Below are 25153 nucleotides of genomic sequence, written 5' to 3' on the forward strand. Positions count from 1 at the left end.
TGCGCCCTGTCCCTGGAAGTTGTCGATGGCGTAGGTGACTCGACGTTTCCGTAGCTGTACAGACGCTACAAAGTGTACAACAGTTTTACCGCTTTTCGCTCACGCTGATTGAACGTCTAGGCTTAGTCCGAAAAGTCGGCGAGCGAAGGTTAGACAAGGCAAAAATCGGTGAGACAGCGCAGTTTACGGGGTGTAAATGAGCATGTTGATCCGATTTTTAACGCCGTATTACCGAGCGTAGGCACTTTTCAGACAAGCCCTAGGGGGCTGATCAGGGGGCCGGTGACAGCGTCTCGCCGACCTGGTCGGCCACTGCGCTTGCCAGCGCCTCGACGAACACGGGGTGTTCTCCTACCGGCGCCAGCAGCGTCAGCTCGAGCCCCGGGTGTTCGCTGCGCAGGGCGCCGATCTGGGCAGGCACATCCTTGCGCAGATGACGACCGGCGGCGAAGAACAGCGGCAGCACCTCGATGCGGGTAACGCCGGCTGCGCTCAGTTCGGCCACGGTGGTCTCCAGCGACGGCTCGCACAGCTCCATGTAGGACAGCCGGATCGGCGTGCCAAGGCGTGGCGCCAGGGCGTCGCGGAAGTGCTCGAAGGGCGCCCGCCAGTTGGGATCGCTGGAGCCGTGTGCGAGTAGTACCAGTGCGTATGACATGTTCGGTTTCCTGATGACCTGAAAATGGGTAAGCCTGCGACTGGCGCCCGCTTCAGGCGTCGGTGGCAGTACGATGCAGGGCCTCGGCGACGTGCACGCCCGACAGCCAGGCATCCTCGATACGTCCGCCGCGCAGACCGTCACCGGCCAGTGCCAGGCCATCCTCGCCGAGACGGTGATCGGGCGCCGCCAGCGTAAGGTCCGCGGTGGCGTAGCGCCAGCGATGGGCACCGCTGGCCGTGATCTGGGGCAGAGAGGAACCTGTCGGCAACTGGGTTGCGAGGGCCTTCTGCAGGGCTGCCGTCAGCCTGCTGACCACGTCCTCGGCGTCGTCCTCGAGATGGCGCTGACTCCACTCGTCTTGGGCCAGCAGCGAAAGCGTCTCGCTCTGGTGCTCGCGTCCGGGCTTGCGATTCTGGCGAACCGCCAGGCGCAGCGGCCCCTGGTCAAAGCGTACCACTGGCCAGTCGGCGTCGATGCCCTCGAGCGTCAGCGCGGTGTCGAAGCGCACCCAGGCACTCCAGCAGGGCAGCATGCGGATCTCACGACAGGCCTGCGCCAGCGCCTCGTCGTGGGGGCGCAGCAGGGGTTCGGCCTGGGCCGCCGGCGCGGTCACCACCACCCGGTCGAAGGGGCCGTAGCTGTCGCCCTGCGGGTCCTCTAGCCACCAGCCGTCCAGGCGATCGGTCAGGCGGGTGACGCGAGTCGCCGCAAACAGCTCATGGGGGGCGGCCAGGTGGCGGGTGATGGCGCTCATGCGTGGAGTGCCGCAGTAACGATGTTGATCGTCGCCTTCCTCATGCCAGGCGCCCGAGGCGTCGACCCGATAGCTGGAGGGCGGCCAGTGCGTGGCTACCCCTGCGGCTTCCCAGCGGTCGACCTCGGCGGCGAAGGTAGCGTCACGCACGCTGAAGTATTGAGCACCCAGGTCGAGGGATTCGTCTCCCTCTCGGCGAGAACTGCCACGCCCACCGGGCCCTCGGCCCTTGTCGAACAGCACCGCACGGTGACCGTGTCGGCGGAGCTGGCCGGCGCAAGCCAGGCCGCTGAACCCCGCTCCAATGATGGCGACCTGCAGCATCGACGGAAGCCCTCCTCGAGTCTGTGGTGTCAATATCTTGGATGTAGCGTATAAGTGATGTACAACTTGAGTCAAATGAAGTCCTAGGCTCTGTCCGAAAAGTCGACGAGCGAAGGTTAGACAAGGCAAAAATCGGTGAGACAGCGCAGTTTACGGGGTGTAAATGAGCATTTTGACCGGGCTGGCGCACCAGCCGATTTTTAACGCCGTATTACCGAGCGCAGGCACTTTTCAGACAAGCCGTAGACCGGCCAGCGCACAACCGACTAGGCTGAAATCAGGCTGGTCGCACGCTGCGGTGGCCGCTGCCGTTAGAGAGGGCCGACGGTATGTGGTCGGGGCCAGGGATCGTTGTGTATTGCGAGAGGACAAGCTATGCGAGTACTGATCACCGGTGGCAGTGGCTTTGTGGGCCAGCGTCTGTGTCGACGCCTGGTGGACGCCGGTCACCGCGTACAGGTGGTCTCCCGCTCACCGGCGCAGGCGGCGAAGGTGCTGCCCGAGGGGGCGGATGTACGGGTCAGCGCGCTGGACTTCGTCGACGCGCCGCCCGGGGTGCTGGTCAACCTGGCTGGCGAGCCCATCGCCGACAAGCGCTGGAGTGACACCCAGAAGGAAAGACTTATCGATTCGCGCATCAACGCCACCAGGGAACTGGTGATGCTGTGCGAACAGTTGTCGCAGACCGCCAAGGCCCCCAGGGTGCTGGTCAGTGGTTCGGCCATGGGCTTCTACGGCGATCAGGGCGGGGGCGAGGATGCGCCGCCGGTAACCGAGCAGACAGCGCCCCATGATGAATTTGCCCACCGCCTGTGCAAGCGCTGGGAACAGGCCGCCGCTGGAGTGAAGGACTTCGGCGTGCGCCTGGCGATCCTGCGCACCGGCCTGGTGCTGGATGAAGGCGGCGGCATGCTCAAGAAGCTGCTGCCACCGTTCAAGCTGGGGCTGGGGGGGCGGCTCGGCAAGGGCGATCAGTACATGCCCTGGATCCATCGCGAGGATCTGGTGGAAATGATCCTGTGGTTGATCGAGAAGGAGCACCTGAGCGGGCCCTTCAACGGCAGTGCCCCGGAGCCCGTCACCAACCGCGAGTTCACCGAAGCGATCGGGCGTCACCTGAAGCGCCCGACGCCCTTTCCGGTGCCGGCGATGGTGCTGGAGACCGCCTTCGGCGAAATGTCGCGGTTGCTGCTGACCGGCGCGCGCATGGTGCCGCAGCGCTTCGAGGAGGAGGGCTTCAGCTTTCGCTACCCGACCCTGGACAAGGCGCTGGACGACATTCTTTAAGACGGCGCGAGTTCCGCTGTTCGATACCGGCGGTCGCTACTGCCGGTCGATACCCCAGGCGACTCACGTTACGCCAAGGCCTTGCACCGGATACATCTCGCAAACAGCAGGAGCCCCGCGCTGTCGGTCGCAGCGCGGGGCCGCCTCATCCGAGACGATCCTTAGGCGCTGTCGTCGTCGATGGTCACGATCACACGCACGGCGTCCAGGCGCAGGCGGGTGCCTTCGATGGCCTGGTCCAGCGCCTGGCGCTCGTCGCGCAGGGCGGTGATCTCGTCCTCGCGTACCGACGGGTTGCGCTGTGCCAGGGCCTCGAGTCGGGTCAGCTCGTTGTCCAGCGTCTGGCGCATGCGCACCTGGGCGGCCTCGACGATCGTCGGCAGCTCTCGCTGGGCCTCGGCCTCGGCGCTGTCGAGCAGGTCGCGCAGCTGGTCGTGACGACTCTTGATCAGGTCCCGCGCCACCGCCTTCTTGACCTTCTTGAGGTTCTTCGAAAGACCGGTGAAAGACACCTTGTCGGTGAGGTTGGCGCCGGACTCGTCGAGCAGCACCCGCACCGCGGTGGGCGGCAGGAAGCGATTGAGGTGCAGGCGCTTCGGTGCCGGACAGTGGGTGCGGAACACCAGCTCCGCCATCAGCCGGCCGGCAGGGATCGCCGGATGCTTGAGCAGGGCAAGGGCGGTGTTGCCCATGTTGCCGTCGAGGATGCGGCCCATCATCTCGCGCAGCAGCGGGTGTTCCCAGGACAGCCGCTGGACGTCGTCCCGGGCCAGCGCGCGGGAGCGCGAGGTGGTCACGGTGAAGCCTTCCTCGCCCTTCACCAGCCCTGGCAGGCCGTCGAGCATGTGCGAGCCCGGTGACAGCAGGGTCAGGTCGTTGCCAAGTTCGCGACTGTCGACGCCGAAGATGTCCAGCGCCTGGTCGAGGTAGCGTGGCAGGGCGCGGTCCTCGTCGAGTTCGACGATCCCCTGTTTGACCGACTCGACCCGCTCGGGACGGCAGGCGTTGAGCTCCAGCAGGCGATTGCGACCGGCGTCGCGTTCGGCCAGCTTGGCGTCGAACAGCGCGCGGGTCTCACCGATGACTTCTTCCAGAGCCTCGTCGTCGAGCAGGCTCTCGGCCAGGTCGTCGCCGAAGGCGTCGAACAGGTCATTGCCGATACCGTGCGGCGCACTGAAGGCGTCCATCCCCTCCTGATACCAGCGCAGCAGTTTCTCGCCGGGGCTGCCTTCGAACACCGGCACATGGATCTCGATGGCGTGGCGCTGGCCGATGCGGTCGAGACGGCCGATGCGCTGCTCAAGCTGATCCGGGTGCAGAGGCAGGTCGAACATCACCAGATGACGACAGAACTGGAAGTTGCGGCCTTCGGAGCCGATCTCGGAACACACCAGCACCTGGCAGCCGTCCTCGTCATCGGCGAAGGCGGCGGCGGCACGGTCGCGCTCGACCAGCGACAGGTCCTCGTGGAACACCGGCGCCTGTACCCCGCCGAGCACGCGCAGGCCGTCGGACAGCCCCTGGGCGGTCTCGCGGTCGTGGGCGATCACCAGGACCTTGTCGTCGCCCATCTCGGTCAGCCGTTCGAGCAGCCAGGTCACCCGGGGGTCGAACTGCCACCAGGGTTCGGCGTTGAGCGGATCCTCGGTCAGGGCGCTGTACATGCCGTCCAGATAGACCATCACCTCGGGGTGGTCGAGGCCGGTCTCGATCAGCAGCTCGTCGAGGTAGTCCTCGTCCCGCGCCAGGCGACGCAGCACTCGGCGATAGGACGACGGCAGCTCCAGCTTGTCGACGTGCAGGCGACGTTTAGGGAAGCCGCCGACGTGGCGACGGCTGTTGCGGAACATCACCCGGCCGGTGCCGTGGCGGTCGAGCAGCTGGTCTCGCAGCTGGGCGCTGGCCTGCTGGCGCTGTTCCAGGCTGCATTCGGGGTTGGACAGGGTCGCCAGCAGCGCCTGGCTGTCGCCGTCGTCGGCGACAGCGCCGATGGTGTCCCGGGCGCCGGCATCCAGCGGCCCGTCGACATCGCCCAGGGCGTCGATGGCCTCGGCCACCGCCACATAGCCCTGCTCTTCGGCGCGGAAGGCCTCCAGGTCCGAGTAGCGATCGCGATCGAGCAGGCGCAGCCTGGCAAAGTGGCTGGCCAGCCCCATCTGTTCCGGCGTCGCGGTCAGCAGCAGCACGCCCTCGGTGGCGCCGGACAGGCGCTCGACGCAGGCGTAACCGGGGCCGACCTCGTCCTCGCTCCACTCCAGGTGGTGGGCCTCGTCGACGATCAGCAGGTCCCACTCGCAGGCTTCGGCCTGCTGCTGGCGGTGGGTGTTGGCGAACAGCCAGTCCTGGCTTGCCAGCACCAGCTGGCCGGCCTCGAAGGGATTGGTGTCACCGTGGGCCTGGCTCTGCTGTTCGTCGAGCAGGGTCACCGACAGCGAGAAGCGTCGCAGCAATTCCACCAGCCACTGGTGAGTCAGGCTCGCCGGCACCAGGATCAGCGCCCGCTCGACCCGCCCGGTCAGCAGCAGGCGATGCAGGATCAGTCCGGCTTCTATGGTCTTGCCGAGGCCGACTTCATCGGCCAGCAGCACGCGAGGCGCCTGACGCGAGGAGACCTCGTCGGCGATGTACAGCTGATGGGGTATCAGATCGATGCGTGGGCCGGCCAGACCCAGCGCCGGGTTCTGCTCGATGCGATGGTAGTGATGCAGGGTGCGAAAGCGCAGGTCGAACCAGTCGTTGCGATCGACCTGGCCGGTCAGCAGACGATCTCGGGCCTGGTCGAACTGCATGCTGTCGGCCAGCCGGGCCTCCGGCAATTCGCACAGCTCGCCCTTGTCGTCTTCGCCGATATAGACGATCAGGCCATCGATTTCCTTGGTGTCGTCCACCGTCATCTGCCAGCCCTCGGCGGACTGGATGCGATCACCACTGCCGAAGGCGACTCGGGTCAACGGGGCAAGACGGGTACTGTAGGTGCGGGTTTCCTGGCTGGCGCCGAAGAGCACGGTGACGCTGCGCGCGTCGCAATTCAGGATAGTGCCCAGGCCGAGTTCGGCCTCGCCGTCGCTGATCCAGCGCTGGCCGGGAGAGAAGTCGCTCATGATGCCTCGGGAGATGCGTCGTTACGGTTCGTGGTCGCGGGCCAGGCCCGCCGCCGACAGGGCGCGGTATCTTACAGCAATCTTCAGTCTGGCTTAAGCGCCATCGTCATGCCCGTGATCAGATGTCGCATGGCGGCTGAAACCTTCGCATCGAGGCGTTCCCGAAACGCCCCCGCGCTTGCCGCCGTGCCCGGGCCAGCGATGAGCTTGGCCGTGAGGTGGCGGATTCAGGCTACGTCAGTGCAGGAAAAGACAGGTTGGGCGGGCCGAGGCGGGGTGTCCCCCTCGGCCCTGAGACTGCGGGTGCGGTTCACCTGCAGTATGTGCTCAGGTTGGCAAAGTTTCAGCGCGCCAGCCAGTCGTCCAGCAGAGGCAGGGTCAGCTCCCCCACATGGCGCTCGAGCAGCTTCCCTTCGGCGTCGAACAGCAGTGTCGTGGGTAGCCCGGGAGATTGACTCGCGGCCAGCAGTTGCTGGCGCGGGTCGAGCAGGGGGTAGCGAAAGTCCAGGCCGGCCTCGTCCAGGTAGCGCGCGACCTGAACCAGCGGCTCTCCCTGATTGGCCACGACCACGGTGACGTCGTCGCGTTGGTCGATGTCGGCCAGCAACGGCATCTCGCGCCGGCAAGGAGGGCACCAGGTGGCCCATAGATTGATGATCAGCGGCTTGCCGGTGGGGCCGCCTGCCAGCGAGGCCAGTTCGATGGGGGCGCCGTTGACGTCTTCCAGGGTCAGCTCTGGCACGCGTTGTGGCGCCGGACTTGCCGACAGCGGCGCCCAGCTGACCAGCGCCAGCCAGGCAAGCGAGGCGACCAGCGTCAGACCCAGGGCACCGAGCAGGGCGCCAAGGCGATCACGCAGTGACCACAGGGTCCACAGGGCGGCGGCGACCAGCCCCCAGACCCCGCTGTAGCCGGGCAGCCACAGCTTGATGATATCCAGCCATTTGTCCTGATAGGCGGCCCAGTGCGGCAGCACGTGCCCGAGCCGAGCGCCGACCAGCCAGGCCAGCATCAGGCCGTTGAACCAGCGACCGTGGCGGCGGCGGGGCAGGCCCAGCAGGAAGGCGCTGGCGGCCAGCAGCAACAGGGTGACGACGAGGGCGTAGAGACGCGGCAGGCTCACTAGCACCGGTCCGATGGCGATGGCATCCATGGATGGGGCGAACTCCATTGGGGAAACGCGAAAGCACGAAAATGCGCAGGCGAGCAGGTACACTTGGTGGGCTCGATCCGGCAAGGCTACTGCGCCCGATGCGCGCTGTCATCCCGAGCCGCCTGCCGGGCCATCGGTTTTCGAGCCATCTCTCTGATCAGGATCTGTGATGTCACCACCCAAGACCTTCGACCCCCTGCGCGCCCTGGCCATCGGCAGCCAGGCCCTCGGCTTCGTGATGATCTTTGTGCTCGGCACCACCCTGGACCACCCGCGCCCGTGGCAGGGGCTCACCTTGGGGCTGATGCTGGTGGTGGCGCTGGTAGTAGCGATCGTCCGGCGCTACCGCAACAACCGCCTGCAGAAGTTCCGTGACGAACGGCGCCAGCGGCTGTTGGGTGATGACGAGGGTGACGAAGAAGCGGGAGACGGCGAGGGTCGCGATTGATCAACGGCGTCAGGCCCGGACCTCTCGGGTCGATGAGGCGCAGCGGGCCGGATCGATGGCGGTAAGCCTCAGCCAGTGCCCCTCCGGCATCCGGCACAGCACCACCCGAAAGGCGCACTGACGCGAGGTGCTGTTGTCTCCCTCCCAGCTCTGTACAAAGCCGCACTCGTGTCCGCAGTCTTCCAGGCGTCGACGCAGCGCAGGAAAGCTGGCGGCGTCGACCTCGAGATTCAGTGTTCTCGGCGGCGTCGGGGTGTGGCTCGCCAGCAACATCAGCACCTGGGTGTTCTCGCCGCCTCCCAATTCAAGGGTCACCCCAGTGTCGCTGGCGACCAGCACCCGAAGGCCCAGTGTCGTCTCGAAGAACCGACGCATTCCCGCCAGGTCGCTGACCTCCAGGGCGCCCGGCTCCAGACTGAGATGCTGCATGACATGCCTCCGTGGGATCATGTGTCGGATTCAGTCTGGCGCCGAAGCCGCCGGTTTTCCCTTCAAGCCTGTTTATGGCCTTTATCGCCTGGCGCTATGGGCGTGGCGATTGGCCGCTTGCTGGTGCCTCCTTGCAAGACTTTTCAGGGCGTCTTGTCCATCTTCCTTTTCGTACAGATGGACGACGTCTTCGTCCATAGGTCGCCCTGCCTGAGTATGACGAATCGGCGGCAATGACGTGACCGCTGCATGACAGTCGACCCCAACTCCTTGTTTTTTCTACCTCTGGCGAGGTAGTGCCGGTGCGCTTGCTCCGTGTGCAGGGAAATTTGTCATCTCAATGACATTGTCTAGACAACTGGCCTTCATCTTTGATGTCCAGACTGGCGCCATTCCTAGAGGAGAGGCGTCATGTCCATTCCCACCATCATCGTCGAGCGGCTCAACAAGAACTTCGGCCATAGCCGAGTGCTCGAGGATGTCAGTTTCGAGATCACCCCGGGGGAGATCGTTGCGCTGATCGGCCCGTCCGGCTCCGGCAAGTCCACCCTGATGCGTCATCTGGTCGGACTGACCTGCTGCAACCGTGATCGCGGTGGCCGAGTCAGCCTGCTGGGGCGCGAGATCCAGGCCAGCGGTCGCCTGCGCCGGGCCAGCCGTGGCCAGCGTTGCCGGGTCGGCTACATCTTCCAGCAGTTCAACCTGGTCAATCGCCTCAGCGTGCTGACCAATGTGCTGATCGGCCAGCTCGGGCGCATGCCGCGGGCGCGGGCGCTGCTCGGTCGCTTCAGCGACGAGGAACGCCAACGGGCCCTTCAGTGCCTGGCTCGGGTCGGCCTCGAGGGCATGGCCTACCAGCGTGCCAACACCCTTTCCGGCGGTCAGCAGCAGCGGGTGGCCATCGCCCGGGTGCTGATGCAGGACGCCGACGTCATCCTCGCCGACGAGCCCATCGCCTCGCTGGACCCGCGCAGCGCCCGGGAGGTGATGGAGATCCTCGAGCGGATTCACGCCGAGGATGGCCGCACCGTGGTCATCACCCTGCATCAGGTCGATATCGCCCGGCGCTACTGCCACCGGGCCATCGCGCTCAAGGATGGGCGCCTGTACTTCGACGGCAAGACCTCCGAGCTGACCGACGCACGCCTCAAGACCCTGTACGAGAACGCCGGCCTCGACGAGCTGCGTGCCGGCAGTCAACCCGACCTGCCGTCACCGCTGCGTGAGCCGAGCTACACCCAGGCCCAGACGGCTGTGTCGGCGCAGGTCGTCCATAGCTGAGCCACCACATCCTGCGACACCTGTTCCCACAACGACCGATAACCTTCAGGAGAATCCCATGTCTCTCGCATCCTTTCGTCGCCTGTCGCTGCCATTGATCGCCGGTATTGGCCTTGCCGCCAGTGCCCAGCTGGCCGCCGCCGAGACCGAGACCCTCAAGTTCGGCATCATCTCCACCGAGGCCAGCCAGAATCTGGCGCCGCTGTGGGACCCGTTCCTGGCCGATATGTCCGAGCAGATCGGCATGGAGGTCGAGCCCTTCTTCGCCACCGACTACGCCGCGGTGATCCAGGCCATGCGCTTTGATCAGATCGACCTGGCCTGGTACGGCAACAAGTCGGCCATGGAAGCCGTCGATCGTGCCGACGGCGAGATCTTCGCCCAGACCGTGGCGGCCAACGGAGCCCCGGGCTACTGGAGTCTGATGATCACCCACAAGGACAGCGACATCGAAAGCGTCGATGACGTCCTGGCCAACGCCTCCGAGCTGGTGTTCGGCAACGGCGATCCCAACTCCACCTCCGGCTATCTGGTGCCGGGCTACTACGTCTTCGCCAAGAACGGTGTCGACGCCTCGTCAGCCTTCAAGCGCACCCTGAACTCCAGCCACGAGACCAACGCCCTGGCGGTGGCCAATCAGCAGGTCGACGTGGCCACCTTCAATACCGAAGGCATGGAGCGTCTGGAAGTGACCGCGCCGGACAAGGCCGAGCAGCTGCGGGTGATCTGGAAGTCGCCGCTGATCCCGTCCGACCCGCTGGTGTGGCGCGGCGACCTAGACGACGCCACCAAGGAAAAGCTGCGTGAGTTCTTCCTGAACTACGGCGATGACGCCGAAGAGCAGCAGATTCTCGAGCCGCTGCAGTGGTCTGGCTTCGATGCCTCCGACAACGACCAGCTGTTGCCGATCCGTCAGCTGGCGCTGTTCAAGGAGCGCTCCGAGGTGGCCAAGGACGAAAGCCTGGACGAAGGCGATCGCGAGGCCCGACTGGCCGAGATCGACAGCCAGCTCGACGATCTCGATGCGCGCATGAAGGAAGTGCAGGCCGCCGAGGCGATGCCCGAGGATGCCGCCACCAACGCCGGCTGATGTGACGCCAGGCCGCGCCGGGACGAAGGCCCGGCGCGGCCTGGACCGCTCACGCTGTCACCGCTTTCTCAAGTTCCCCCAGGAAAACGCATGACCACCCAGACACAACTTTCCGGCATCAGCCTGCCGCCCAAGCGTAGCTGGACCACCCTGGCGCTGTGGGGCGTCGGCCTGGCGGTGCTGGCCTGGTCCTGGCAGGGCGTCGAGATGCGCCCGAGCCTGCTGGTGACCAACGCCGACAATATGGCGACCCTGGCCGGCGACTTCTTTCCCCCGGCCTTCGGCAACCTCGGCCACTACATCGAGCAGATGCTGGTGACCATCCAGATCGCCATCTGGGGCACCCTGCTGGCCATCCTGGTCGCCATTCCTGCGAGCCTTCTGTGCTCCGAGAATCTGGTGCCCTGGTGGGTCTACCAGCCGGTGCGCCGACTGATGGACGCCACCCGTGCCATCAACGAGCTGGTATTCGCCATGCTGTTCGTGGTGGCGGTGGGGCTTGGGCCTTTCGCCGGAACCCTGGCGCTGTTCATCCACACCACCGGGGTGCTGGCCAAGCTGTTTTCCGAAGCGGTGGAAGCCGCCGAGGCCGGGCCCATGGAAGGCATTCGGGTCACCGGAGCAGGGCGCATCGAGGAGATCGTGTTCGGTCTGATTCCCCAGGTGCTGCCGCTGTGGATCTCGGTGAGCCTGTATCGCTTCGAGTCCAACATCCGCTCGGCCACGGTGCTCGGCATGGTCGGTGGCGGCGGTATCGGGGTGGCGCTGTGGGAGACCATGCGCGGATTCCAGTACGCCGAGACGGCCACCATCATGCTGGTGATCATCATCGCCGTGACGGCGCTGGACATGGCCTCGCAGTTCGTACGCAAGCGCTTCATCTAGGCTGACACAGCAGAGCCGAGTAAGCAGACCAGAACGGCTGGTCTGCCGGTGGCTTCGGCCACCACCCGATACCTTCTTTTTTGGAGCGAAGATGTCTAGACAAGTGACCGAGGCAGGCAGCCCGCCGCGCTATCGCCAGTTGGCCGATGTCCTCTCGCGCGAAGTCCGGGCGCAGTACTCTCCCGGCGATCTGCTGCCCAGCGAAGCGGCGCTGTCCAGGCGCTTCGGCGTCAACCGCCACACCGTACGCCGGGCGCTGGACGAACTGGTGGCCGCCGGCATGGTGACCCGTCACCAGGGCCGTGGCACCCAGGTGGTGGACCGCCGCCTGGACTATGCGGTCAACGCCGCCAGCAAGGTCACCCACAACCTGGCGGAACTGGGCCTGGCCACCGAGACCTGCTGCCTGACCCAGGGCCTGGCGGTGCCGCCGGAGGCCATCGCCCAGCGCTTTGCGCGTGGGCCGGGCGAGAGCCTTCTGTGTGTCGACACCATGCGCCATGTCGACCGGGCCCCGCTGTTGCGGCTGCGCCACTGGTTCGACCCCGAACGGGTGCCGGGCTGGCTAGATCGCTATCGCGGTGGTTCGACCCGGGCGCTGCTGGACCAGCACTACGGGCTGCGCCTGAGGCGCTCCCGGGTGCGCCTGGAAGCGGTCCAGGCCGACGCCGACGACAGCCGCATGCTGCAGTGCGCCCGCCTGGCGCCGCTGGTGGTGCTGACCAGTGACAACGTCGACGCCGATGGTCGTCTGGTGGAGATCTCCGTCAGTCGGGCACGGGCCGATCGGCTGGCCTATCACTTCGACTTTCCCGCGGACGAGCGTCCGCAGTCCCACGACGACGAGGGCTTCTCATGACACCGACCATGACCCCGACGCAACGTCATCGCCTGCTCGCGTTGACTCCTTTCGACCGTCTTGCGCAAGGCTGGCAGTCCCTGGGCATCCAGGCGAGCCACCGCTGCGTGCGTGGCCCCGAGACCGGCATGGCGATGGTCCGTGGCCGCATGGGCGGCAGTGGATCGGCCTTCAACCTGGGCGAGATGACCCTGACCCGGGCCAGCGTCGCCCTCGATGACGGCACCCTTGGCCATGGCTGGGTGCGTGGTCGCGACAAGGCCCACGCCGAGCTGATCGCCCTGGTCGACGCCTGCGCTCACCACGACCACTGGGCCAGGCGTATCGACAGCGAACTGATGGCACCGCTCGAGCAGGCACTCGATGAGCAGCGCAACCAGGCCTCGCAGACCGCCGCCGCCACCCGCGTCGACTTCTTCACCATGGTAAGGGGCGAATGAACATGACTCAGCAGACCTCCGAGGCCGTCCGGCCCCACGACTGGCCGGGACTCGCCGATCCCGTTCACGACAGCCAGCGGCTGTTTCGTCAGCTGCTCGGCGCCATGTCCGAGCCCGGCACCCTGACCGAGCTTGTCTTGCCGGAGCTGCCGGCCGGCGCGGCGATCTCGCCCGCCGCCTGGGGCGCGCTGCTGGCGCTGTGCGACCTCGATACCCGGGTGTGGGTGGACGAGGGGCTTGCGCGCGCCAACCTCGCCGCCGCCCTGGCCTTCCACACCGGGGCGCGACTGACCGACGACCCGGCCCAGGCCGACTTCGCCCTGGTGACCCCTGACACCCTGTCCCGCGAGGACGGCTTCGCGCTGGGCTCGGACGCCTGGCCCGATCGCAGCACCACCCTGATCGTGATGGTCGAGGCGCTGGCGCAGGGCGAGGACTGGTGGTTATCCGGTCCCGGGGTACCCGGTCAGCGCGGCCTTGCGCTGGGTAACGCCGAGCGCGTGCTGCCGTTGATGCGTGTGCTCGCCGCCAATCGTGCCCACTTCCCCCGGGGGCTGGACGCCTTTATCAGCAGCGGGACGCGACTCACTGCCATCGCCCGTAGTACCCGTCTGTCGGGAGCTGGCTTGTCCGGCGCAGGATTGTCCGGCGCAGGATTGGCGGGAACAGACGACGCCGAACGCCAAGAGGAGACCGCCTGATGTATGTCGCCGTGAAAGGAGGCGAGAAGGCCATCGCCAACGCCCATCGCTGGATGGCCGATCGTCGTCGTGGAGCGCGCGACCAGCGCGAACTCGAGGTGTCCCAGGTCCAGCAGCAGCTGGGGCTGGCGGTGGACCGGGTGATGGCCGAGGCCTCGCTGTACGATCCCGAGCTCGCCGCCCTGGCGCTCAAGCAGGCCAGCGGCGACACCGTCGAGGCGGTGTTTCTGCTGCGCGCCTATCGCACGACCTTGCCGAGGCTGGCCGAGACGCTGCCGGTGGATACCGGCGCCATGCGCATCGAGCGTCGCATCAGCGCCACCTTCAAGGACGTGCCCGGCGGCCAGGTGCTGGGCCCGACCTACGACTACACCCACCGGCTGCTCGACTTCATGCTGCTGGCCGGCGTGGAGGTCGAGACCGATACACCAGCGCCGCAGGGTGCCGAGGAAGGTCTCGAGGCCTGCCCCCAGATCCTTGACTGTCTCAACCATGAAGGCCTGATCGAGCGGGAAGAGGACGACGGCAGCGAGCCCTACGACATCACCCGCGATCCCCCCGACTTTCCGGTGGATCGCGCCACCCGGCTGCAGATGCTGGCGCGTGGCGACGAGGGCTACCTGCTGGCGCTGGGCTATTCGACCCAACGGGGCTACGGGCGCAACCACCCCTTCGCCGGCGAGATTCGCCAGGGTGCGGTGGAGGTCGAGATCGAGGTCGAGGGCTTCGACGGGCCGGTGTGCGTCGGCGAGATCGCCATGAGCGAGTGCCAGATGATCAACCAGTTCGCCGGCAGCGGTGACACCGCCCCCCAGTTCACCCGGGGCTACGGCCTGGCCTTCGGCCGCAACGAGCGCAAGACCATGGCCATGGCGCTGGTCGACCGCGCCCTGCGCGCCGAGGAGCTTGGCGAGCCGATCCAGAGCCCGGCCCAGCAGGCCGAGTTCGTGCTGGCCCACGCCGACAGCGTCGAGGCCTCGGGCTTCGTCTCGCACCTGAAGCTGCCGCACTACGTCGACTTCCAGTCGGAGCTTGAGCTGATTCGCCGCCTGCGTCGAGAGCACGCCGAGCGTACCGCCGCCACGGCCGAGGCCGTGTCCGACACCCAAGCCGCCAGCGCACGTCCTGCACCAGGCGATGGCGACAGTACCCGTTCTGAAAAAGCCCAGACCGCAAACGCCCAGGCCAAGAACGTCCAGGAGAACGTCCGATGAACACCGCCATCGACAGCGGCTACAACTTCGCCTACCTGGACGAGCAGACCAAGCGCATGATCCGTCGCGCCCTGCTCAAGGCGGTGGCGATCCCCGGCTACCAGGTGCCCTTCGGCGGGCGCGAGATGCCGATGCCCTACGGCTGGGGCACCGGCGGTATGCAGTTGACCGCCAGCGTGCTGGGCGCCGACGACACCCTCAAGGTGATCGACCAGGGCGCCGACGACACCACCAACGCGGTCAGCATCCGCGCCTTCTTCGAGCGCGTCGCCGGGGTCGAGACCACCACCGCCACGGCAGAGGCCAGCGTGATCCAGACCCGTCACCGGATTCCCGAGAAGACCCTGCGCGCCGACCAGATCCTGATCTTCCAGGTGCCGATTCCCGAGCCGCTGCGCTTTATCGAGCCCAGCGAGGAGGAGACCCGGGTCATGCACGCGCTTGAGGAGTACGGGGTGATGCACGTCAAGCTCTACGAGGACATCGCCCACCACGGCCATATCGCCACCACCTACGCCTACCCGGTGAAGGTCGACGGGCGCTACGTGATGGACCCCTCGCCGATTCCCAAGTTCGACAACCCCAAGCTGCACATGAGCGAGGCGCTGATGCTGTTCGGCGCCGGCCGCGAGAAGCGCCTGTACGCGATTCCGCCACACACCCGGGTGGAGAGCCTCGATTTCGAGGATCACCCCTTCGAGATCCAGGCCTGGGACGAGTCCTGCGCCATCTGCGGGGCCACCGACAGCTACCTGGACGAGGTCATCATCGATGATCAGGGCGCACGCATGTTCGTGTGCTCGGATACCGACTACTGCAACTCCCGCAGCGAGGAGAAGGCATGAAGCGCCCACAGCTTGAACGTCCCGCCCTGCTCGAGGCCCGCGCCATCCAGCGCCTGTACGGCCCCGGCAAGGGCTGCGAGGAGATCGATTTCACCCTGCACCAGGGCGAGGTGCTGGGCATCGTCGGCGAGTCCGGCTCGGGCAAGTCGACCCTGTTGCGGGTGCTCTCCGGGCTCGAGGCGCCGGATCGCGGTCAGGTGGTCTATCACGCCGGGGAGGCCGGCTCGGTCGGCGGCAGACCCGGCAAGGACGAAGCGCTCGACCTCTATGCCATCAGCGAGGCACGCCGCCGCGCCCTGCTGCGCATGGAGTGGGGCCTGGTCCATCAGAACCCCCGGGACGGCCTGCGCCTGGGGGTCTCCGCCGGGGCCAACGTCGGCGAGCGGCTGATGGCGCTGGGCCAGCGCCACTACGGCGAGCTGCGCGCCGCCGGCCAGGACTGGATGGGCCGGGTCGAGCTCGACCCGGCGCGCATCGACGACGCGCCCCAGACCTTTTCCGGCGGCATGCAGCAGCGCCTGCAGATCGCCCGCACACTGGTGACCCAGCCCAGGCTGGTGTTCATGGACGAGCCCACCGGCGGCCTCGACGTCTCGGTCCAGGCGCGGCTTCTGGACATGCTGCGCACCCTGACCCGGGAGCTCGGCCTGTCGGTGATCCTGGTCACCCACGACCTGGCAGTGGCCAGGCTGCTGGCCCACCGCCTGATGGTGATGCGCCGGGGCAGAGTGGTGGAGGCCGGGCTGACCGATCAGATCCTCGACGATCCGCAGCATCCCTACACCCAGCTGCTGGTGTCTTCGGTGCTGACGCCATGAATTCGCTTGCTCAGGAGTCCAAGATGACGTCCCCCTTTCTTACCGCCCGGCGGCTCGACAAGACCTTCGTGCTGCACGCCCAGGGCGGCCAGGCGCTGCCGGTGATGCGCGGTCTCGATCTGTCCCTGTCGCCGGGCGAGTGCCTAGTGCTGGCCGGGCGCAGTGGCATTGGCAAGAGCACTCTGTTGAAGATGGTCAACGGCAACTACCGGGTCAGCGGCGGGCAGCTGACGCTGCACTTCGAGGACGGCGAGCTCGAGCTGTCGGCGCTGCCGGCCCACGCCTGGCACCTGCTGCGGCGCGACGTGATCGGTTACGTCAGCCAGTTTCTGCGGGTGGTGCCCCGGGTCTCGGCCCGGGAGGTGGTGATGGAGCCGCTGCTGGCCCGGGGCTGTGAAGCCGGCGAGGCCCGCACCCGTGCCGAGGCCCTGCTGGCGCGGCTCAATCTGCCCGAGCGGCTGTGGGAGCTGGCGCCGGGCACCTTCTCCGGCGGTGAGCAGCAGCGGGTCAATATCGCCCGTGGCTTTATCGCCGAGCACCCGCTGTTGCTGCTCGACGAGCCCACGGCGTCGCTGGACGCCGCCAACCGCGAGGTGGTGGTGCAGTTGATCGAGGAGGCCAAGGCCCGTGGCACCGCCATGCTCGGCATCTTCCACGACGAGGAGGTGCGCGAGCGGGTCGCCGATCGCCTGCTTGAGCTGGAAGGGCATATGCTGCTTGGTGGCACCGACGCTGACCGCACCGCGTCAGACCATACCTCATTTCGTCAGACCGACTCCGGGGAGTCCCTTTCATGAACCAGGATCAGATTCTGACCAACGCCAGGCTGGTGCTCGACGACGAGGTGGTGCACGGCAGCCTGGTGATCAAGGACGGCGTGATCAAGGCGCTGGAACGCGGCCCGGTGTCGCTGCCGGGGGTGATCGACTGCCAGGGCGATATCCTGATGCCTGGCATGATCGAGCTGCACACCGACAATATGGAAAAGTACTTCCAGCCAAGGCCCAAGGTGTCCTGGCCGGGCCGCCAGGCGGCGCTGGCCCACGACGCCCAGATGGCCGCCAGCGGCATCACCACGGTGTTCGACGCGGTGTCGATCGGTGACGTCGACGAGCAGAGCATGCGCCACGGGGCCCTCGACGAGATGGTCTCGTCCCTGGCTGCGATCAACGACAACGGCATGGCCCGGGTCGACCACCGTCTGCACCTGCGCTGCGAGGTGTGCCACCCGGATACTCTGGCGCGTTTCAAGAGCTTCATGGACTCGCCGCTGCTGGGGCTGGTGTCGCTGATGGATCACTCGCCGGGCCAGCGCCAGTTCGCCAGCCTTGACGCCTACCGGGTCTACTACCAGGGCAAGTACGGCCTGGACGATGCCAGCCTCGAGGCCTTTATCGAGAAGCAGCTGGCCAACAGCGCCGCCTATTCCAGCGCCCACCGTCGCGCCATCGCCGAGCTGTGCAGCGAGCGCGGCCTGGCCCTGGCCAGCCATGACGACGCCACCGTCGCCCATGTGGCGGAAAGCCTCGAGTACGGCACCCGGGTAGCGGAGTTTCCCACCACCCGGGAGGCCGCCGAGGCCTCCCATCGTCACGGCATGGCGGTGATGATGGGCGCCCCCAACGTGGTCCGCGGCGGCTCCCACTCCGGCAATATCGCCGCGGCCGAGCTGGTGCGCCTGGGCGTGCTCGACATCCTGTCCTCCGACTACTACCCGGCGGCGCTGCTCGATGCGGTCTTCCGTATCGCCGCCATGGAGGACGGCTACGACCTGCCCCGCGCGGTGGCCACGGCCTCGCGTAGGCCGGCCGAGGCCGTGGGCCTGGACGATCGCGGACGCATCGCTCAGGGGCTGCGCGCCGACCTGGTGCGGGTGCGCGAGGTCGACGGCCATCCGCTGGTCCAGCGCGTGTGGTGCGCGGGCAGGCAGGTGCACTGATGCTGGTCTACCTGATCGGCGCCAGCGGCGTGGGCAAGGACAGCCTGCTCGACGCCGTGCGAAAGCGGCGCCCGGACCTGCTGGTGGCGCACCGCTACATCACCCGGCCAAGCGGCGTCGGCGAGGACTCGGTGGCGCTGTCGCCGGCCGAGTTCGAGGCCCGGCGGGCACGCGGCCTGTTCTGCCTTGACTGGGTCGCCCACGGGCTTCACTACGGCGTTGGCATCGAGGTGGAGGCCTGGCTGGCGGCCGGGGCCACGGTACTGCTCAACGGCAGTCGTCGCGAGCTCGCGGCCGCCCGTGCGCGCTTCGGCGAGCGCCTCACGCCGGTGGTGGTGACCGCCCCGCCCGGGGTGCTGCGTGAGCGGCTCGCCAGGCGCGGGCGCGAGAGCGACGATCAGATCGAGGCGCGCCTTGCGCGCCACGCCGAGGTGGAGGCCGAACTCGAGCGCTGCCATCCGGCGCTGGATCGCGTCGACAACGGTGGCAGCCTGGACGAGAGCGTCCGGGCGCTGGAGGCGATCATCGCCTCCCGCCTCTGACGGAGCCGGCGTCGAGTCTGTCGGCGCCGGCCTTGTGTCGATCGTCGACTACAGCGGCAGTGCGTACCACCTCATCAGCGCAAGCGGCTTGTGCCTCTTGCTTCAGCTCGGAGACTTCCATGGAGTTTCGCTTCAACGGCACCGGAGACAGCGCCCAGGTGCCTCGCTTCGGCTGCGACTGTCGCGCCTGCACTCGGGCCAGGGTGTTCACCAGCCATCAGCGTGGCCCCTGCTGCGCCGAGCTGAGCGTGGACGGCCGGCGCTACCTGCTCGACGCCGGGCGCATGGACCTGGCCCATAGCTGCGAGCTGGAGCGTCCCGCCGCCTTCTTCGTCACCCACTACCACGCCGACCATGTGCAGGGGCTGTTTCACCTGCGCTGGGGGACCGGCACGTCGATCCCGGTCTACGGTCCCAAGGATCCCAGCGGCTGCGCCGATCTCTATCGCAACAGCGGCATCCTCGACTTCCAGCCGGGGCTCAAGCCGTTCAAGCCGCTGGACTTCGATGGGCTGTCGGTGACCCCGGTGCCGCTCAATCACAGCAAGCCGACGCTCGGTTACTGCCTGGATGATGGCGGCACCCGCCTGGCCTACCTGACCGACACCCAGGGTCTGCCCGGCGCCACCGAGCGTTTTCTGCGCCAGTGGGACGCCGACGTCGTCGTGCTCGACGCCTGCCACCCGGCCAGCCAGCTCGAGACGCGCAACCACAACAGCATCACCCAGGCGCTGGAGATCATCACCCGGCTCGACCCGCCCCGGGCCTATCTCACCCACATCAGCCATGAACTGGACGCCGAGCGTCTGGACCAGCCGACCCCCTTGCCGCCCAAGGTGCGCATCGCCCGGGATGGCGAGACGTTGGAGGACTGGGATCGCCTGGACGCCGTCTGCTAGCCAGTTGCGGCCTTGGCTTCCTTCATGCTGACGTATCTGCGAGAGCACCCCTGATCATGTCCGATGTCCCCACGCCGTCTGTGTCTGACGGCTCCTTATCTTGTGAATCGCCCAGTGACTCGCCCAGTGGCTCATCCAGAGACTCATCCAGCGCGCTGGACCAGCCGACGTCCCCGCGTCTGTCCGAGCGGCCCAACGTCGCTACCGACGCTCGCCTGCACCACAGCGAGCTTGGGCGCTTCACCGAGGTTGGCAGTCGCTGCGTGTTCAACCATGTCAGTCTCGGCGACTACAGCTATATCGAGCGTGACGGCGACGTCATGTTCGCCACCATCGGCAAGTTCACCTCCATCGCTGCCAGCGTGCGCATCAATCCGAGCAACCACCCCTGGTGGCGGCCGACCCTGCACCACTTCAGCTATCGCCCCGGCAAGTTCGGCTTCAGCGACGAGGCCCTCGACGCCGAGGTATTCGCCTGGCGCGAGGCCGATCGGGTGGCTATCGGCCACGACGTCTGGATCGGCCACGGCGCCATCGTGCTGCCCGGCGTGACCATCGGTCATGGCGCCATCGTCGGCGCCGGCAGCGTGGTGACCAGAGACGTGCCGGCCTACCACATCGTGGTGGGCAACCCCGCCCGGGTGCTCAGGCCACGCTTCGATGATCCCGCCATCGCCGAACGGCTCGAACGACTGGCCTGGTGGGACTGGCCGGACGAGCGTATCAAGGCCCATCTGAAGGGCTTTCAAGGCAACGTCGAGGACTTTCTGGCCGAGGCGGAGCGGGGGACATCCAGGTAGGGACAAGAGGGGCTGGCGGTGTGGGGGAGGCTTCATGACCCCTAGTCGGTTGGACATTGACGTTATAGGGCGCCGACATACGCCAGCGACTTTGCTGAATTGAAACGATTGATGACGCTTTGATGGCAGCGTTGTGAATCGCCGCCTAGCTTTCCTGAATCGTCGGGGGGAGCGCTCGAGCAGTGGCCAGGGCTCGCAGATTCTCTCCGGCTCTGTCGGCGACCGACCCTGCTCAGGAGTGCCCCTTTTGATCCACCGCCTCTTTTCCCCAGTGCAGCGCCCCCCGACCCTGACGGAGGCGCTGGTATCGCTGATCGCCCTGGTGGTCGGCATCGGCGTATCCATCGTCGTCTACGGGCTCGACCCGCAGATTCCCATGTTGCTGGGGGTGATCGTGGCGAGTCTGGTGGCGCTGCGCTGCGGCTACCGCTGGGACGATATTCAGGAAGGTATGGTGCGAGGCATCCACAACGCCCTGCCGGCGCTGATCATCCTGATGGTGGTAGGGGTGCTGATCGGGGTGTGGATTCAGGCCGGGGTGGTGCCGACGCTGATTTCCTATGGCCTCAAGCTGCTGTCGCCGACGATCTTCCTGCCGGCGGCGGTGGTCATCTGCGCCATCTCGTCGCTGGCGACCGGGTCGAGCTGGGGCACCTCCGGCACCCTGGGGGTGGCGCTGATGGGGATCGGCGGCTCGCTGGGGATTCCGCTGCCGCTGGTGGCCGGGGCGGTGCTGTCCGGGGCCTACTTCGGCGACAAGATGTCGCCTCTGTCGGATACCACCAACCTGGCACCGGCCATGGCCGGTACCGACCTGTTCACCCATATCAAGCACATGTCCTACACCACCGGGGTCAGCATTGGCCTGACCCTGGTGATCGAGATGGCGCTGAGTCTTTACTACTCGGGCACGTCCGGCGGGCTCGAGCGGGTCGAGGTGATGCAGCAGACCCTGGCGGCGCACTACGTCATCAACCCGGTGCTGCTGCTGCCGCCCTTGCTGGTGCTATTCGTGTCCTACAAGCGGCTGCCGGCGATACCCGGCATCACCCTGGGGGTCATCGCCGGTGGTCTCTGTGCGCTGGGCATGCAGGGGGCCGATTACGCTGAACTGATGCAGGTGGCCTTTGGTGGCGTGACCTCCGATACCGGCGTCGAGGCGGTGGACAGCCTGCTTAGCCGCGGCGGCCTGAACTCGATGTTCTACACCATCAGTCTGGTCATCGTGGCGATGATGTTCGGCGGGGTCATGGAGCGCACCCAGCAGCTCAGGACCATCGCCGAGACCATTCTGAAGGCGGCAAGGACCCGGGGCTCGCTGATCCTGTCCACGGTGCTGACGTCGATCGGCGCCAATGTGGTGCTGTGCGATCAGTACATGGCCATCGTCATGGGCGCACGCACCTACGCCGAGGCCTACCGAGAGCGGGGACTGGCGCCGGAGAACCTGTCCCGGGCGGTGGAGGATTCGGCCACCGTCACCGCCAATCTGGTGCCCTGGAACTCCGGCGGCGCCTACCAGGCGGCGACGCTGGGGGTCGCGACGATTGCCTATCTGCCGTTCAACTTCTTCTGCTGGCTGTCGCCGCTGGTCACCGTGCTCTACGGCTACACCGGCTGGACGATCAAGCCGCTGGCAGCACCCGAGGACGACGCTTCACCAGAGGTACCAGGCGCCAATGAGTGAAGACAGCGCCAAGGGGGCGGTAGCGCCAAGGCGACACAGGAGCTACACCGGAAAGTCGTGCTGGCTGCCATCCGCTAGCTCGATGGTCAGGCTGACCTTTCCACCGATGGCTTCGACATAGCGCTTGATGGAGCTCAAACGCGCGTCCTGGCCGCCTTTTTCCAGTCCTGCGATGGTGGGTTGCTTGACTCCCAGCGCATCCGCCATCTCGCGCTGGGTCATTTCCGCCAGTTTGCGAATGTCAGCGATCTTGAGCTCGAGCAGCATGGCGTCGGCTTTCTTCCTGGCTCTTTCGACGAGCGCTGGATCTTCGCGGGAGATCAGCGTCTCCAACTCTGTAGCCATGGGGGTGCCTCTCTGAGGACTGACCAGATGGTCATGGTGCGCGTGCGACTTTGTGGTCGACCCGTGACTTCACTATCGGAAACGATCGCCCCGTGGGCCATAACACAGGCCATTTGCGCCTAGATTGTCAGACCCTGTGCCAAGACACCTGACACAAGAAGCGAAAAAAGCGCCACCGGCGGTGAACCGCAGGTGGCGCCTTGGGTCAGGTCTGATCGACGATCAGCCCATCAAGAGATCAGTGATGGCAGCGTCGGTCTGCCGGTCTACTGATCCCACTTCGGTGCGAAATCGGGGCTGGCGACACGCTCGCCCCTATCCAGCTTGGCGATGGCGTCCATGTCCTCCTGGGACAGCTCGAGCTTCAGCGCCTCGAGATTGCTCTTGAGGTTCTGCTCCTTGGTCGAGGAGGGGAAGGTCGGGATACCGAGCTGGTTGAGCCAGGCGATGGCGACCTGGGCCGGATTGGCGCCATGCTTCTCGGCGATGGCCTTGAGCGTCTCGTCCTCGAGCACCTTGCCCACGGCCAGCGGCATGAAGGCGGTGGGGATGATGCCGTGGCGTTCGCAGTGGGCGATCAGTTCGCGGTTCTGCAGGAAGGGGTGGACCTCGATCTGGTTGGTCAGGATCTCTCCCTTGCCGAGGATATCCACCGCCTGATCGATGTGCGCCTTGGTGAAGTTGGACACCCCAATGTGGCGCGCCTTGCCGGCGTCCTTCACTTCCTTGAGGGCGGTCAGGTAGTCGCGCATGGGGACTTCATCGTCCGGCGACGGCCAGTGGATCAGCAGCAGGTCGACGTAGCCGGTGCCCAGCTTGGACAGGCTCTCCTCGACGCTTGCCTTGAGTGATACCGGATCCAGACGATCCCACCACACCTTGGTGGTCAGGAAGATCTCGTCGCGGGGGACCGAACTCGCTTCGATGGCGGAGCCGACCTCGGCTTCGTTGCCGTAGAACTGGGCGGTATCGATATGCCGATAGCCAAGCTTCAGCGCGGTGGTGACCGCGTGACGCAGGGTGTCGCCCGTCAGGCGAAAGGTACCGAGACCGGGGTTGGGGATAGGCTGAGACATCTTGGCTCCATTGTCGTGGCGAGGCCCGCACAGCGGGACCCTGGATTCCTTTGTCACCGGCAGGCCGGTGTTTTGCCGATACGTGCTTCGATGTGTCGTTAATGACATGCGGGGAGACCCTTGCGACTTCAAGGGTTCGTCAAAAAAATTTAGCAGGCGAAGCAATAATGCGACAGCCACGAGGCTCTTCCGTTCGCTCTGTGGCTGTCGCGGGACGCGGGTCGCGGGTCGCGGGTCGCGGGCTTCAGGCGCTGGCCAGGCGAGCGGCGCGACGCTGATCGAGCCTGCCGGACAGCCGGGTCAGTACCAGCGCCGCCAGCACGATGATGGCGCCGATCCAGGCGGTGTCGGTCAGTGCGAGGTGCGTGACCACCTGGCCTCCGACCACCGAGCCCAGCGCGATGCCGATATTGAAGGCAGCGATATTGAGCCCTGAGGCCACGTCCACCGCTTCGGGCACATAGCGCTCGGCCAGCTTGACCACGTAGACCTGCAGGCCCGGCACGTTACCGAAGGCGAAGGCGCCCCACACCAGGATCGTCAGCACCGCGGCGACCGGGTGGACGGCGCTGACGCTGAGCACCAGCAGGATGGCGACGAGTCCGGCAAAGATCAGGGTCAGGGCGGGGATGGGGCCGAGACGGTCGGCCAGCCTGCCGCCGTAGAGGTTACCGATGGCCACCGAGGCGCCGTAGACCAGCATGATCAGGCTGACCATGGACGGCGCGAAGCCGGTGGTCTGCTCGAGGATCGGGGCGAGGAAGGTGAAGGCGGTGAAGGTGCCGCCGTAGCCAAGGATGGTGATGGCGTAGACCAGCAGCAGTCGCGGATGGGTCAGTACCTTGAGTTGCTGGCCCAGCGTCGCCGGAGCCGAGCGCTTGAGGTTGCCAGGAATCAGCAGGGCGCTGCCGATCAGGGCGAGCAGGCCGAGCGCCGAGACCACCAGGAAGGTCGCGCGCCAGCCGAAGGTCTGGCCGATCCAGGTGCCCAGCGGCACGCCGGTGACCAGTGCCACGGTCAGGCCGGTAAACATGATGGCGATGGCGCTGGCTTCCTTGTCCTTGGCGACCAGGCTGGTGGCAATGGTGGAGCCGATCGAGAAGAACACGCCGTGGGCGAGGCCGGTCAGTATGCGGGCGGTGATCAGCGAACCATACCCGGGGGCCTGCCAGGCCAGTAGATTGCCGGCGATGAACAGCATCATCAGGCCGAGCAGGACCCACTTGCGATTGAAACGGCCGGTCAGGGCGGTCAGTACCGGTGCCCCTACCGCGACACCGGCAGCGTAGAGGCTGACCAGCAGTCCCGCAGAGGGCAGGCTGACGCCCAGGTCCTGGGCGATGGTGGGCACCAGTCCGACGATGACGAACTCGGTGGTACCGATGGCGAAGGCGCTGAGGGTCAGCGCAAATAGCGCGATGGGCATCTGTTTCTCCTGTCGAGATGGCGTCGTCTCGTGAGACGACTTGACGACGCGGAGTCTGGGGGAGGAGACTTTTGCGATAAACGCGTCTAATCGAGAAACACCTTTGTCGCTATCGAGACAATTGCGCGCTAAACAGAAACGAACTCAGC

25 protein-coding genes are annotated in these 25153 nt (G+C 66.5%); 17 read left to right on the plus strand and 8 right to left on the minus strand.

Going from position 1 to position 25153, the window contains the following annotated elements; genetic code table 11:
* Positions 1-271 precede the first annotated feature (271 nt).
* Positions 272-658, minus strand: coding sequence for a sirohydrochlorin chelatase (locus tag NFH97_RS10985; RefSeq protein ID WP_349624806.1), 387 nt, complete (start codon positions 656-658; stop codon positions 272-274).
* 52 nt (positions 659-710) lie between these two features.
* Entirely contained in the window at positions 711-1739 is a 1029-nt protein-coding gene (locus tag NFH97_RS10990) for an NAD(P)/FAD-dependent oxidoreductase (protein ID WP_348827175.1), read from the minus strand.
* A 375-nt stretch (positions 1740-2114) separates the two neighbouring features.
* Between NFH97_RS10990 and NFH97_RS10995 the strand changes: the two genes are divergently transcribed.
* Entirely contained in the window at positions 2115-3026 is a 912-nt protein-coding gene (locus tag NFH97_RS10995) for a TIGR01777 family oxidoreductase (RefSeq protein WP_124805177.1), read from the plus strand.
* A gap of 161 nt (positions 3027-3187) precedes the next feature.
* Here NFH97_RS10995 and rapA read toward each other — a convergent pair whose 3' ends face one another.
* Together rapA and NFH97_RS11005 are read right to left on the minus strand one after the other, a co-directional pair.
* Entirely contained in the window at positions 3188-6127 is a 2940-nt protein-coding gene (rapA, locus tag NFH97_RS11000) for an RNA polymerase-associated protein RapA (RefSeq protein ID WP_349624807.1), read from the minus strand.
* A 343-nt stretch (positions 6128-6470) separates the two neighbouring features.
* Entirely contained in the window at positions 6471-7280 is an 810-nt protein-coding gene (locus tag NFH97_RS11005) for a TlpA family protein disulfide reductase (RefSeq protein WP_348827173.1), read from the minus strand.
* Positions 7281-7449: 169 nt separating this feature from the next.
* Between NFH97_RS11005 and NFH97_RS11010 the strand changes: the two genes are divergently transcribed.
* Positions 7450-7728, plus strand: coding sequence for a hypothetical protein (locus tag NFH97_RS11010; RefSeq protein ID WP_222517124.1), 279 nt, complete (start codon positions 7450-7452; stop codon positions 7726-7728).
* Positions 7729-7737: 9 nt separating this feature from the next.
* Here the strand turns inward: NFH97_RS11010 and NFH97_RS11015 are convergent, their stop codons facing one another.
* The gene (locus NFH97_RS11015; RefSeq protein WP_045994223.1) at positions 7738-8157 is read right to left on the minus strand and encodes a VOC family protein; all 420 of its coding nucleotides are present in this window, start codon (positions 8155-8157) and stop codon (positions 7738-7740) included.
* A gap of 411 nt (positions 8158-8568) precedes the next feature.
* On the opposite strand from NFH97_RS11015, the gene phnC reads away from it, so the two are divergent.
* The 15 genes from phnC to nhaC all read left to right on the plus strand — a co-directional run bounded on the left by phnC (position 8569) and on the right by nhaC (position 22157).
* Positions 8569-9438 (plus strand): phosphonate ABC transporter ATP-binding protein, encoded by an 870-nt coding sequence (gene phnC, locus NFH97_RS11020; protein ID WP_108133444.1) that lies wholly within the window; start codon positions 8569-8571, stop codon positions 9436-9438.
* A 58-nt stretch (positions 9439-9496) separates the two neighbouring features.
* Positions 9497-10528, plus strand: coding sequence for a phosphonate ABC transporter substrate-binding protein (phnD, locus tag NFH97_RS11025; protein WP_045994225.1), 1032 nt, complete (start codon positions 9497-9499; stop codon positions 10526-10528).
* Positions 10529-10618: 90 nt separating this feature from the next.
* On the plus strand, positions 10619-11413 hold the full coding sequence (gene phnE, locus NFH97_RS11030) for a phosphonate ABC transporter, permease protein PhnE (RefSeq protein ID WP_045994226.1): 795 nt from the start codon (positions 10619-10621) through the stop codon (positions 11411-11413).
* Positions 11414-11504: 91 nt separating this feature from the next.
* Entirely contained in the window at positions 11505-12272 is a 768-nt protein-coding gene (gene phnF / locus NFH97_RS11035; RefSeq protein ID WP_083970561.1) for a phosphonate metabolism transcriptional regulator PhnF, read from the plus strand.
* The gene (phnG, locus tag NFH97_RS11040; RefSeq protein ID WP_239452594.1) at positions 12269-12712 is read left to right on the plus strand and encodes a phosphonate C-P lyase system protein PhnG; all 444 of its coding nucleotides are present in this window, start codon (positions 12269-12271) and stop codon (positions 12710-12712) included. Before phnF ends, phnG begins: the two co-directional genes overlap by 4 nt.
* Before the next feature lie 2 nt (positions 12713-12714).
* Positions 12715-13413, plus strand: coding sequence for a phosphonate C-P lyase system protein PhnH (gene phnH, locus NFH97_RS11045; RefSeq protein ID WP_287165690.1), 699 nt, complete (start codon positions 12715-12717; stop codon positions 13411-13413).
* Positions 13413-14627, plus strand: a complete 1215-nt coding sequence (locus NFH97_RS11050; RefSeq protein WP_287165689.1) for a carbon-phosphorus lyase complex subunit — start codon at positions 13413-13415, stop codon at positions 14625-14627. Before phnH ends, NFH97_RS11050 begins: the two co-directional genes overlap by 1 nt.
* On the plus strand, positions 14624-15472 hold the full coding sequence (locus NFH97_RS11055) for an alpha-D-ribose 1-methylphosphonate 5-phosphate C-P-lyase PhnJ (RefSeq protein ID WP_287165688.1): 849 nt from the start codon (positions 14624-14626) through the stop codon (positions 15470-15472). The genes NFH97_RS11050 and NFH97_RS11055 overlap by 4 nt, the downstream gene beginning before the upstream one ends.
* On the plus strand, positions 15469-16290 hold the full coding sequence (phnK, locus tag NFH97_RS11060; protein WP_287165687.1) for a phosphonate C-P lyase system protein PhnK: 822 nt from the start codon (positions 15469-15471) through the stop codon (positions 16288-16290). The genes NFH97_RS11055 and phnK overlap by 4 nt, the downstream gene beginning before the upstream one ends.
* A 23-nt stretch (positions 16291-16313) precedes the next feature.
* Entirely contained in the window at positions 16314-17087 is a 774-nt protein-coding gene (gene phnL, locus NFH97_RS11065) for a phosphonate C-P lyase system protein PhnL (RefSeq protein WP_287165686.1), read from the plus strand.
* Positions 17084-18229 (plus strand): alpha-D-ribose 1-methylphosphonate 5-triphosphate diphosphatase, encoded by a 1146-nt coding sequence (locus tag NFH97_RS11070; protein WP_287165685.1) that lies wholly within the window; start codon positions 17084-17086, stop codon positions 18227-18229. The genes phnL and NFH97_RS11070 overlap by 4 nt, the downstream gene beginning before the upstream one ends.
* On the plus strand, positions 18229-18771 hold the full coding sequence (gene phnN, locus NFH97_RS11075; RefSeq protein ID WP_124805165.1) for a ribose 1,5-bisphosphokinase: 543 nt from the start codon (positions 18229-18231) through the stop codon (positions 18769-18771). The genes NFH97_RS11070 and phnN overlap by 1 nt, the downstream gene beginning before the upstream one ends.
* A 119-nt stretch (positions 18772-18890) precedes the next feature.
* Positions 18891-19670 carry a phosphonate metabolism protein PhnP gene (gene phnP / locus NFH97_RS11080; protein ID WP_124805164.1) on the plus strand — a complete coding sequence of 260 codons (780 nt, stop codon included), beginning with the start codon at positions 18891-18893 and terminating at the stop codon, positions 19668-19670.
* A 56-nt stretch (positions 19671-19726) separates the two neighbouring features.
* Positions 19727-20470 carry a DapH/DapD/GlmU-related protein gene (locus tag NFH97_RS11085; RefSeq protein WP_349624808.1) on the plus strand — a complete coding sequence of 248 codons (744 nt, stop codon included), beginning with the start codon at positions 19727-19729 and terminating at the stop codon, positions 20468-20470.
* A 247-nt stretch (positions 20471-20717) separates the two neighbouring features.
* The gene (gene nhaC / locus NFH97_RS11090; RefSeq protein WP_287165682.1) at positions 20718-22157 is read left to right on the plus strand and encodes a Na+/H+ antiporter NhaC; all 1440 of its coding nucleotides are present in this window, start codon (positions 20718-20720) and stop codon (positions 22155-22157) included.
* Positions 22158-22199: 42 nt separating this feature from the next.
* On the opposite strand, the gene NFH97_RS11095 is transcribed toward nhaC, so the two are convergent.
* The 3 genes from NFH97_RS11095 to NFH97_RS11105 all read right to left on the minus strand — a co-directional run bounded on the left by NFH97_RS11095 (position 22200) and on the right by NFH97_RS11105 (position 25004).
* Positions 22200-22502, minus strand: a complete 303-nt coding sequence (locus tag NFH97_RS11095) for a helix-turn-helix domain-containing protein (RefSeq protein ID WP_287165681.1) — start codon at positions 22500-22502, stop codon at positions 22200-22202.
* Positions 22503-22768: 266 nt separating this feature from the next.
* Positions 22769-23578, minus strand: a complete 810-nt coding sequence (dkgB, locus tag NFH97_RS11100) for a 2,5-didehydrogluconate reductase DkgB (protein WP_045993672.1) — start codon at positions 23576-23578, stop codon at positions 22769-22771.
* A gap of 244 nt (positions 23579-23822) precedes the next feature.
* Positions 23823-25004, minus strand: coding sequence for an MFS transporter (locus NFH97_RS11105; RefSeq protein ID WP_348827170.1), 1182 nt, complete (start codon positions 25002-25004; stop codon positions 23823-23825).
* Positions 25005-25153 lie beyond the last annotated feature (149 nt).

This window comes from Halomonas sp. SCS19 (genome assembly GCF_040147015.1).
Lineage (GTDB): Bacteria > Pseudomonadota > Gammaproteobacteria > Pseudomonadales > Halomonadaceae > Halomonas > Halomonas litopenaei.

Excerpts from the sequence above, each read along its gene's own strand:
- NFH97_RS10985 (WP_349624806.1), bottom strand. The coding sequence starts at position 658 with ATGTCATACGCACTGGTACTACTCGCACACGGCTCCAGCGATCCCAAC.
- NFH97_RS10990 (WP_348827175.1), bottom strand. The coding sequence starts at position 1,739 with ATGCTGCAGGTCGCCATCATTGGAGCGGGGTTCAGCGGCCTGGCTTGC.
- NFH97_RS10995 (WP_124805177.1), top strand. The coding sequence starts at position 2,115 with ATGCGAGTACTGATCACCGGTGGCAGTGGCTTTGTGGGCCAGCGTCTG.
- rapA (WP_349624807.1), bottom strand. The coding sequence starts at position 6,127 with ATGAGCGACTTCTCTCCCGGCCAGCGCTGGATCAGCGACGGCGAGGCC.
- NFH97_RS11005 (WP_348827173.1), bottom strand. The coding sequence starts at position 7,280 with ATGGATGCCATCGCCATCGGACCGGTGCTAGTGAGCCTGCCGCGTCTC.
- NFH97_RS11010 (WP_222517124.1), top strand. The coding sequence starts at position 7,450 with ATGTCACCACCCAAGACCTTCGACCCCCTGCGCGCCCTGGCCATCGGC.
- NFH97_RS11015 (WP_045994223.1), bottom strand. The coding sequence starts at position 8,157 with ATGCAGCATCTCAGTCTGGAGCCGGGCGCCCTGGAGGTCAGCGACCTG.
- phnC (WP_108133444.1), top strand. The coding sequence starts at position 8,569 with ATGTCCATTCCCACCATCATCGTCGAGCGGCTCAACAAGAACTTCGGC.
- phnD (WP_045994225.1), top strand. The coding sequence starts at position 9,497 with ATGTCTCTCGCATCCTTTCGTCGCCTGTCGCTGCCATTGATCGCCGGT.
- phnE (WP_045994226.1), top strand. The coding sequence starts at position 10,619 with ATGACCACCCAGACACAACTTTCCGGCATCAGCCTGCCGCCCAAGCGT.
- phnF (WP_083970561.1), top strand. The coding sequence starts at position 11,505 with ATGTCTAGACAAGTGACCGAGGCAGGCAGCCCGCCGCGCTATCGCCAG.
- phnG (WP_239452594.1), top strand. The coding sequence starts at position 12,269 with ATGACACCGACCATGACCCCGACGCAACGTCATCGCCTGCTCGCGTTG.
- phnH (WP_287165690.1), top strand. The coding sequence starts at position 12,715 with ATGACTCAGCAGACCTCCGAGGCCGTCCGGCCCCACGACTGGCCGGGA.
- NFH97_RS11050 (WP_287165689.1), top strand. The coding sequence starts at position 13,413 with ATGTATGTCGCCGTGAAAGGAGGCGAGAAGGCCATCGCCAACGCCCAT.
- NFH97_RS11055 (WP_287165688.1), top strand. The coding sequence starts at position 14,624 with ATGAACACCGCCATCGACAGCGGCTACAACTTCGCCTACCTGGACGAG.
- phnK (WP_287165687.1), top strand. The coding sequence starts at position 15,469 with ATGAAGCGCCCACAGCTTGAACGTCCCGCCCTGCTCGAGGCCCGCGCC.
- phnL (WP_287165686.1), top strand. The coding sequence starts at position 16,314 with ATGACGTCCCCCTTTCTTACCGCCCGGCGGCTCGACAAGACCTTCGTG.
- NFH97_RS11070 (WP_287165685.1), top strand. The coding sequence starts at position 17,084 with ATGAACCAGGATCAGATTCTGACCAACGCCAGGCTGGTGCTCGACGAC.
- phnN (WP_124805165.1), top strand. The coding sequence starts at position 18,229 with ATGCTGGTCTACCTGATCGGCGCCAGCGGCGTGGGCAAGGACAGCCTG.
- phnP (WP_124805164.1), top strand. The coding sequence starts at position 18,891 with ATGGAGTTTCGCTTCAACGGCACCGGAGACAGCGCCCAGGTGCCTCGC.
- NFH97_RS11085 (WP_349624808.1), top strand. The coding sequence starts at position 19,727 with ATGTCCGATGTCCCCACGCCGTCTGTGTCTGACGGCTCCTTATCTTGT.
- NFH97_RS11095 (WP_287165681.1), bottom strand. The coding sequence starts at position 22,502 with ATGGCTACAGAGTTGGAGACGCTGATCTCCCGCGAAGATCCAGCGCTC.
- dkgB (WP_045993672.1), bottom strand. The coding sequence starts at position 23,578 with ATGTCTCAGCCTATCCCCAACCCCGGTCTCGGTACCTTTCGCCTGACG.
- NFH97_RS11105 (WP_348827170.1), bottom strand. The coding sequence starts at position 25,004 with ATGCCCATCGCGCTATTTGCGCTGACCCTCAGCGCCTTCGCCATCGGT.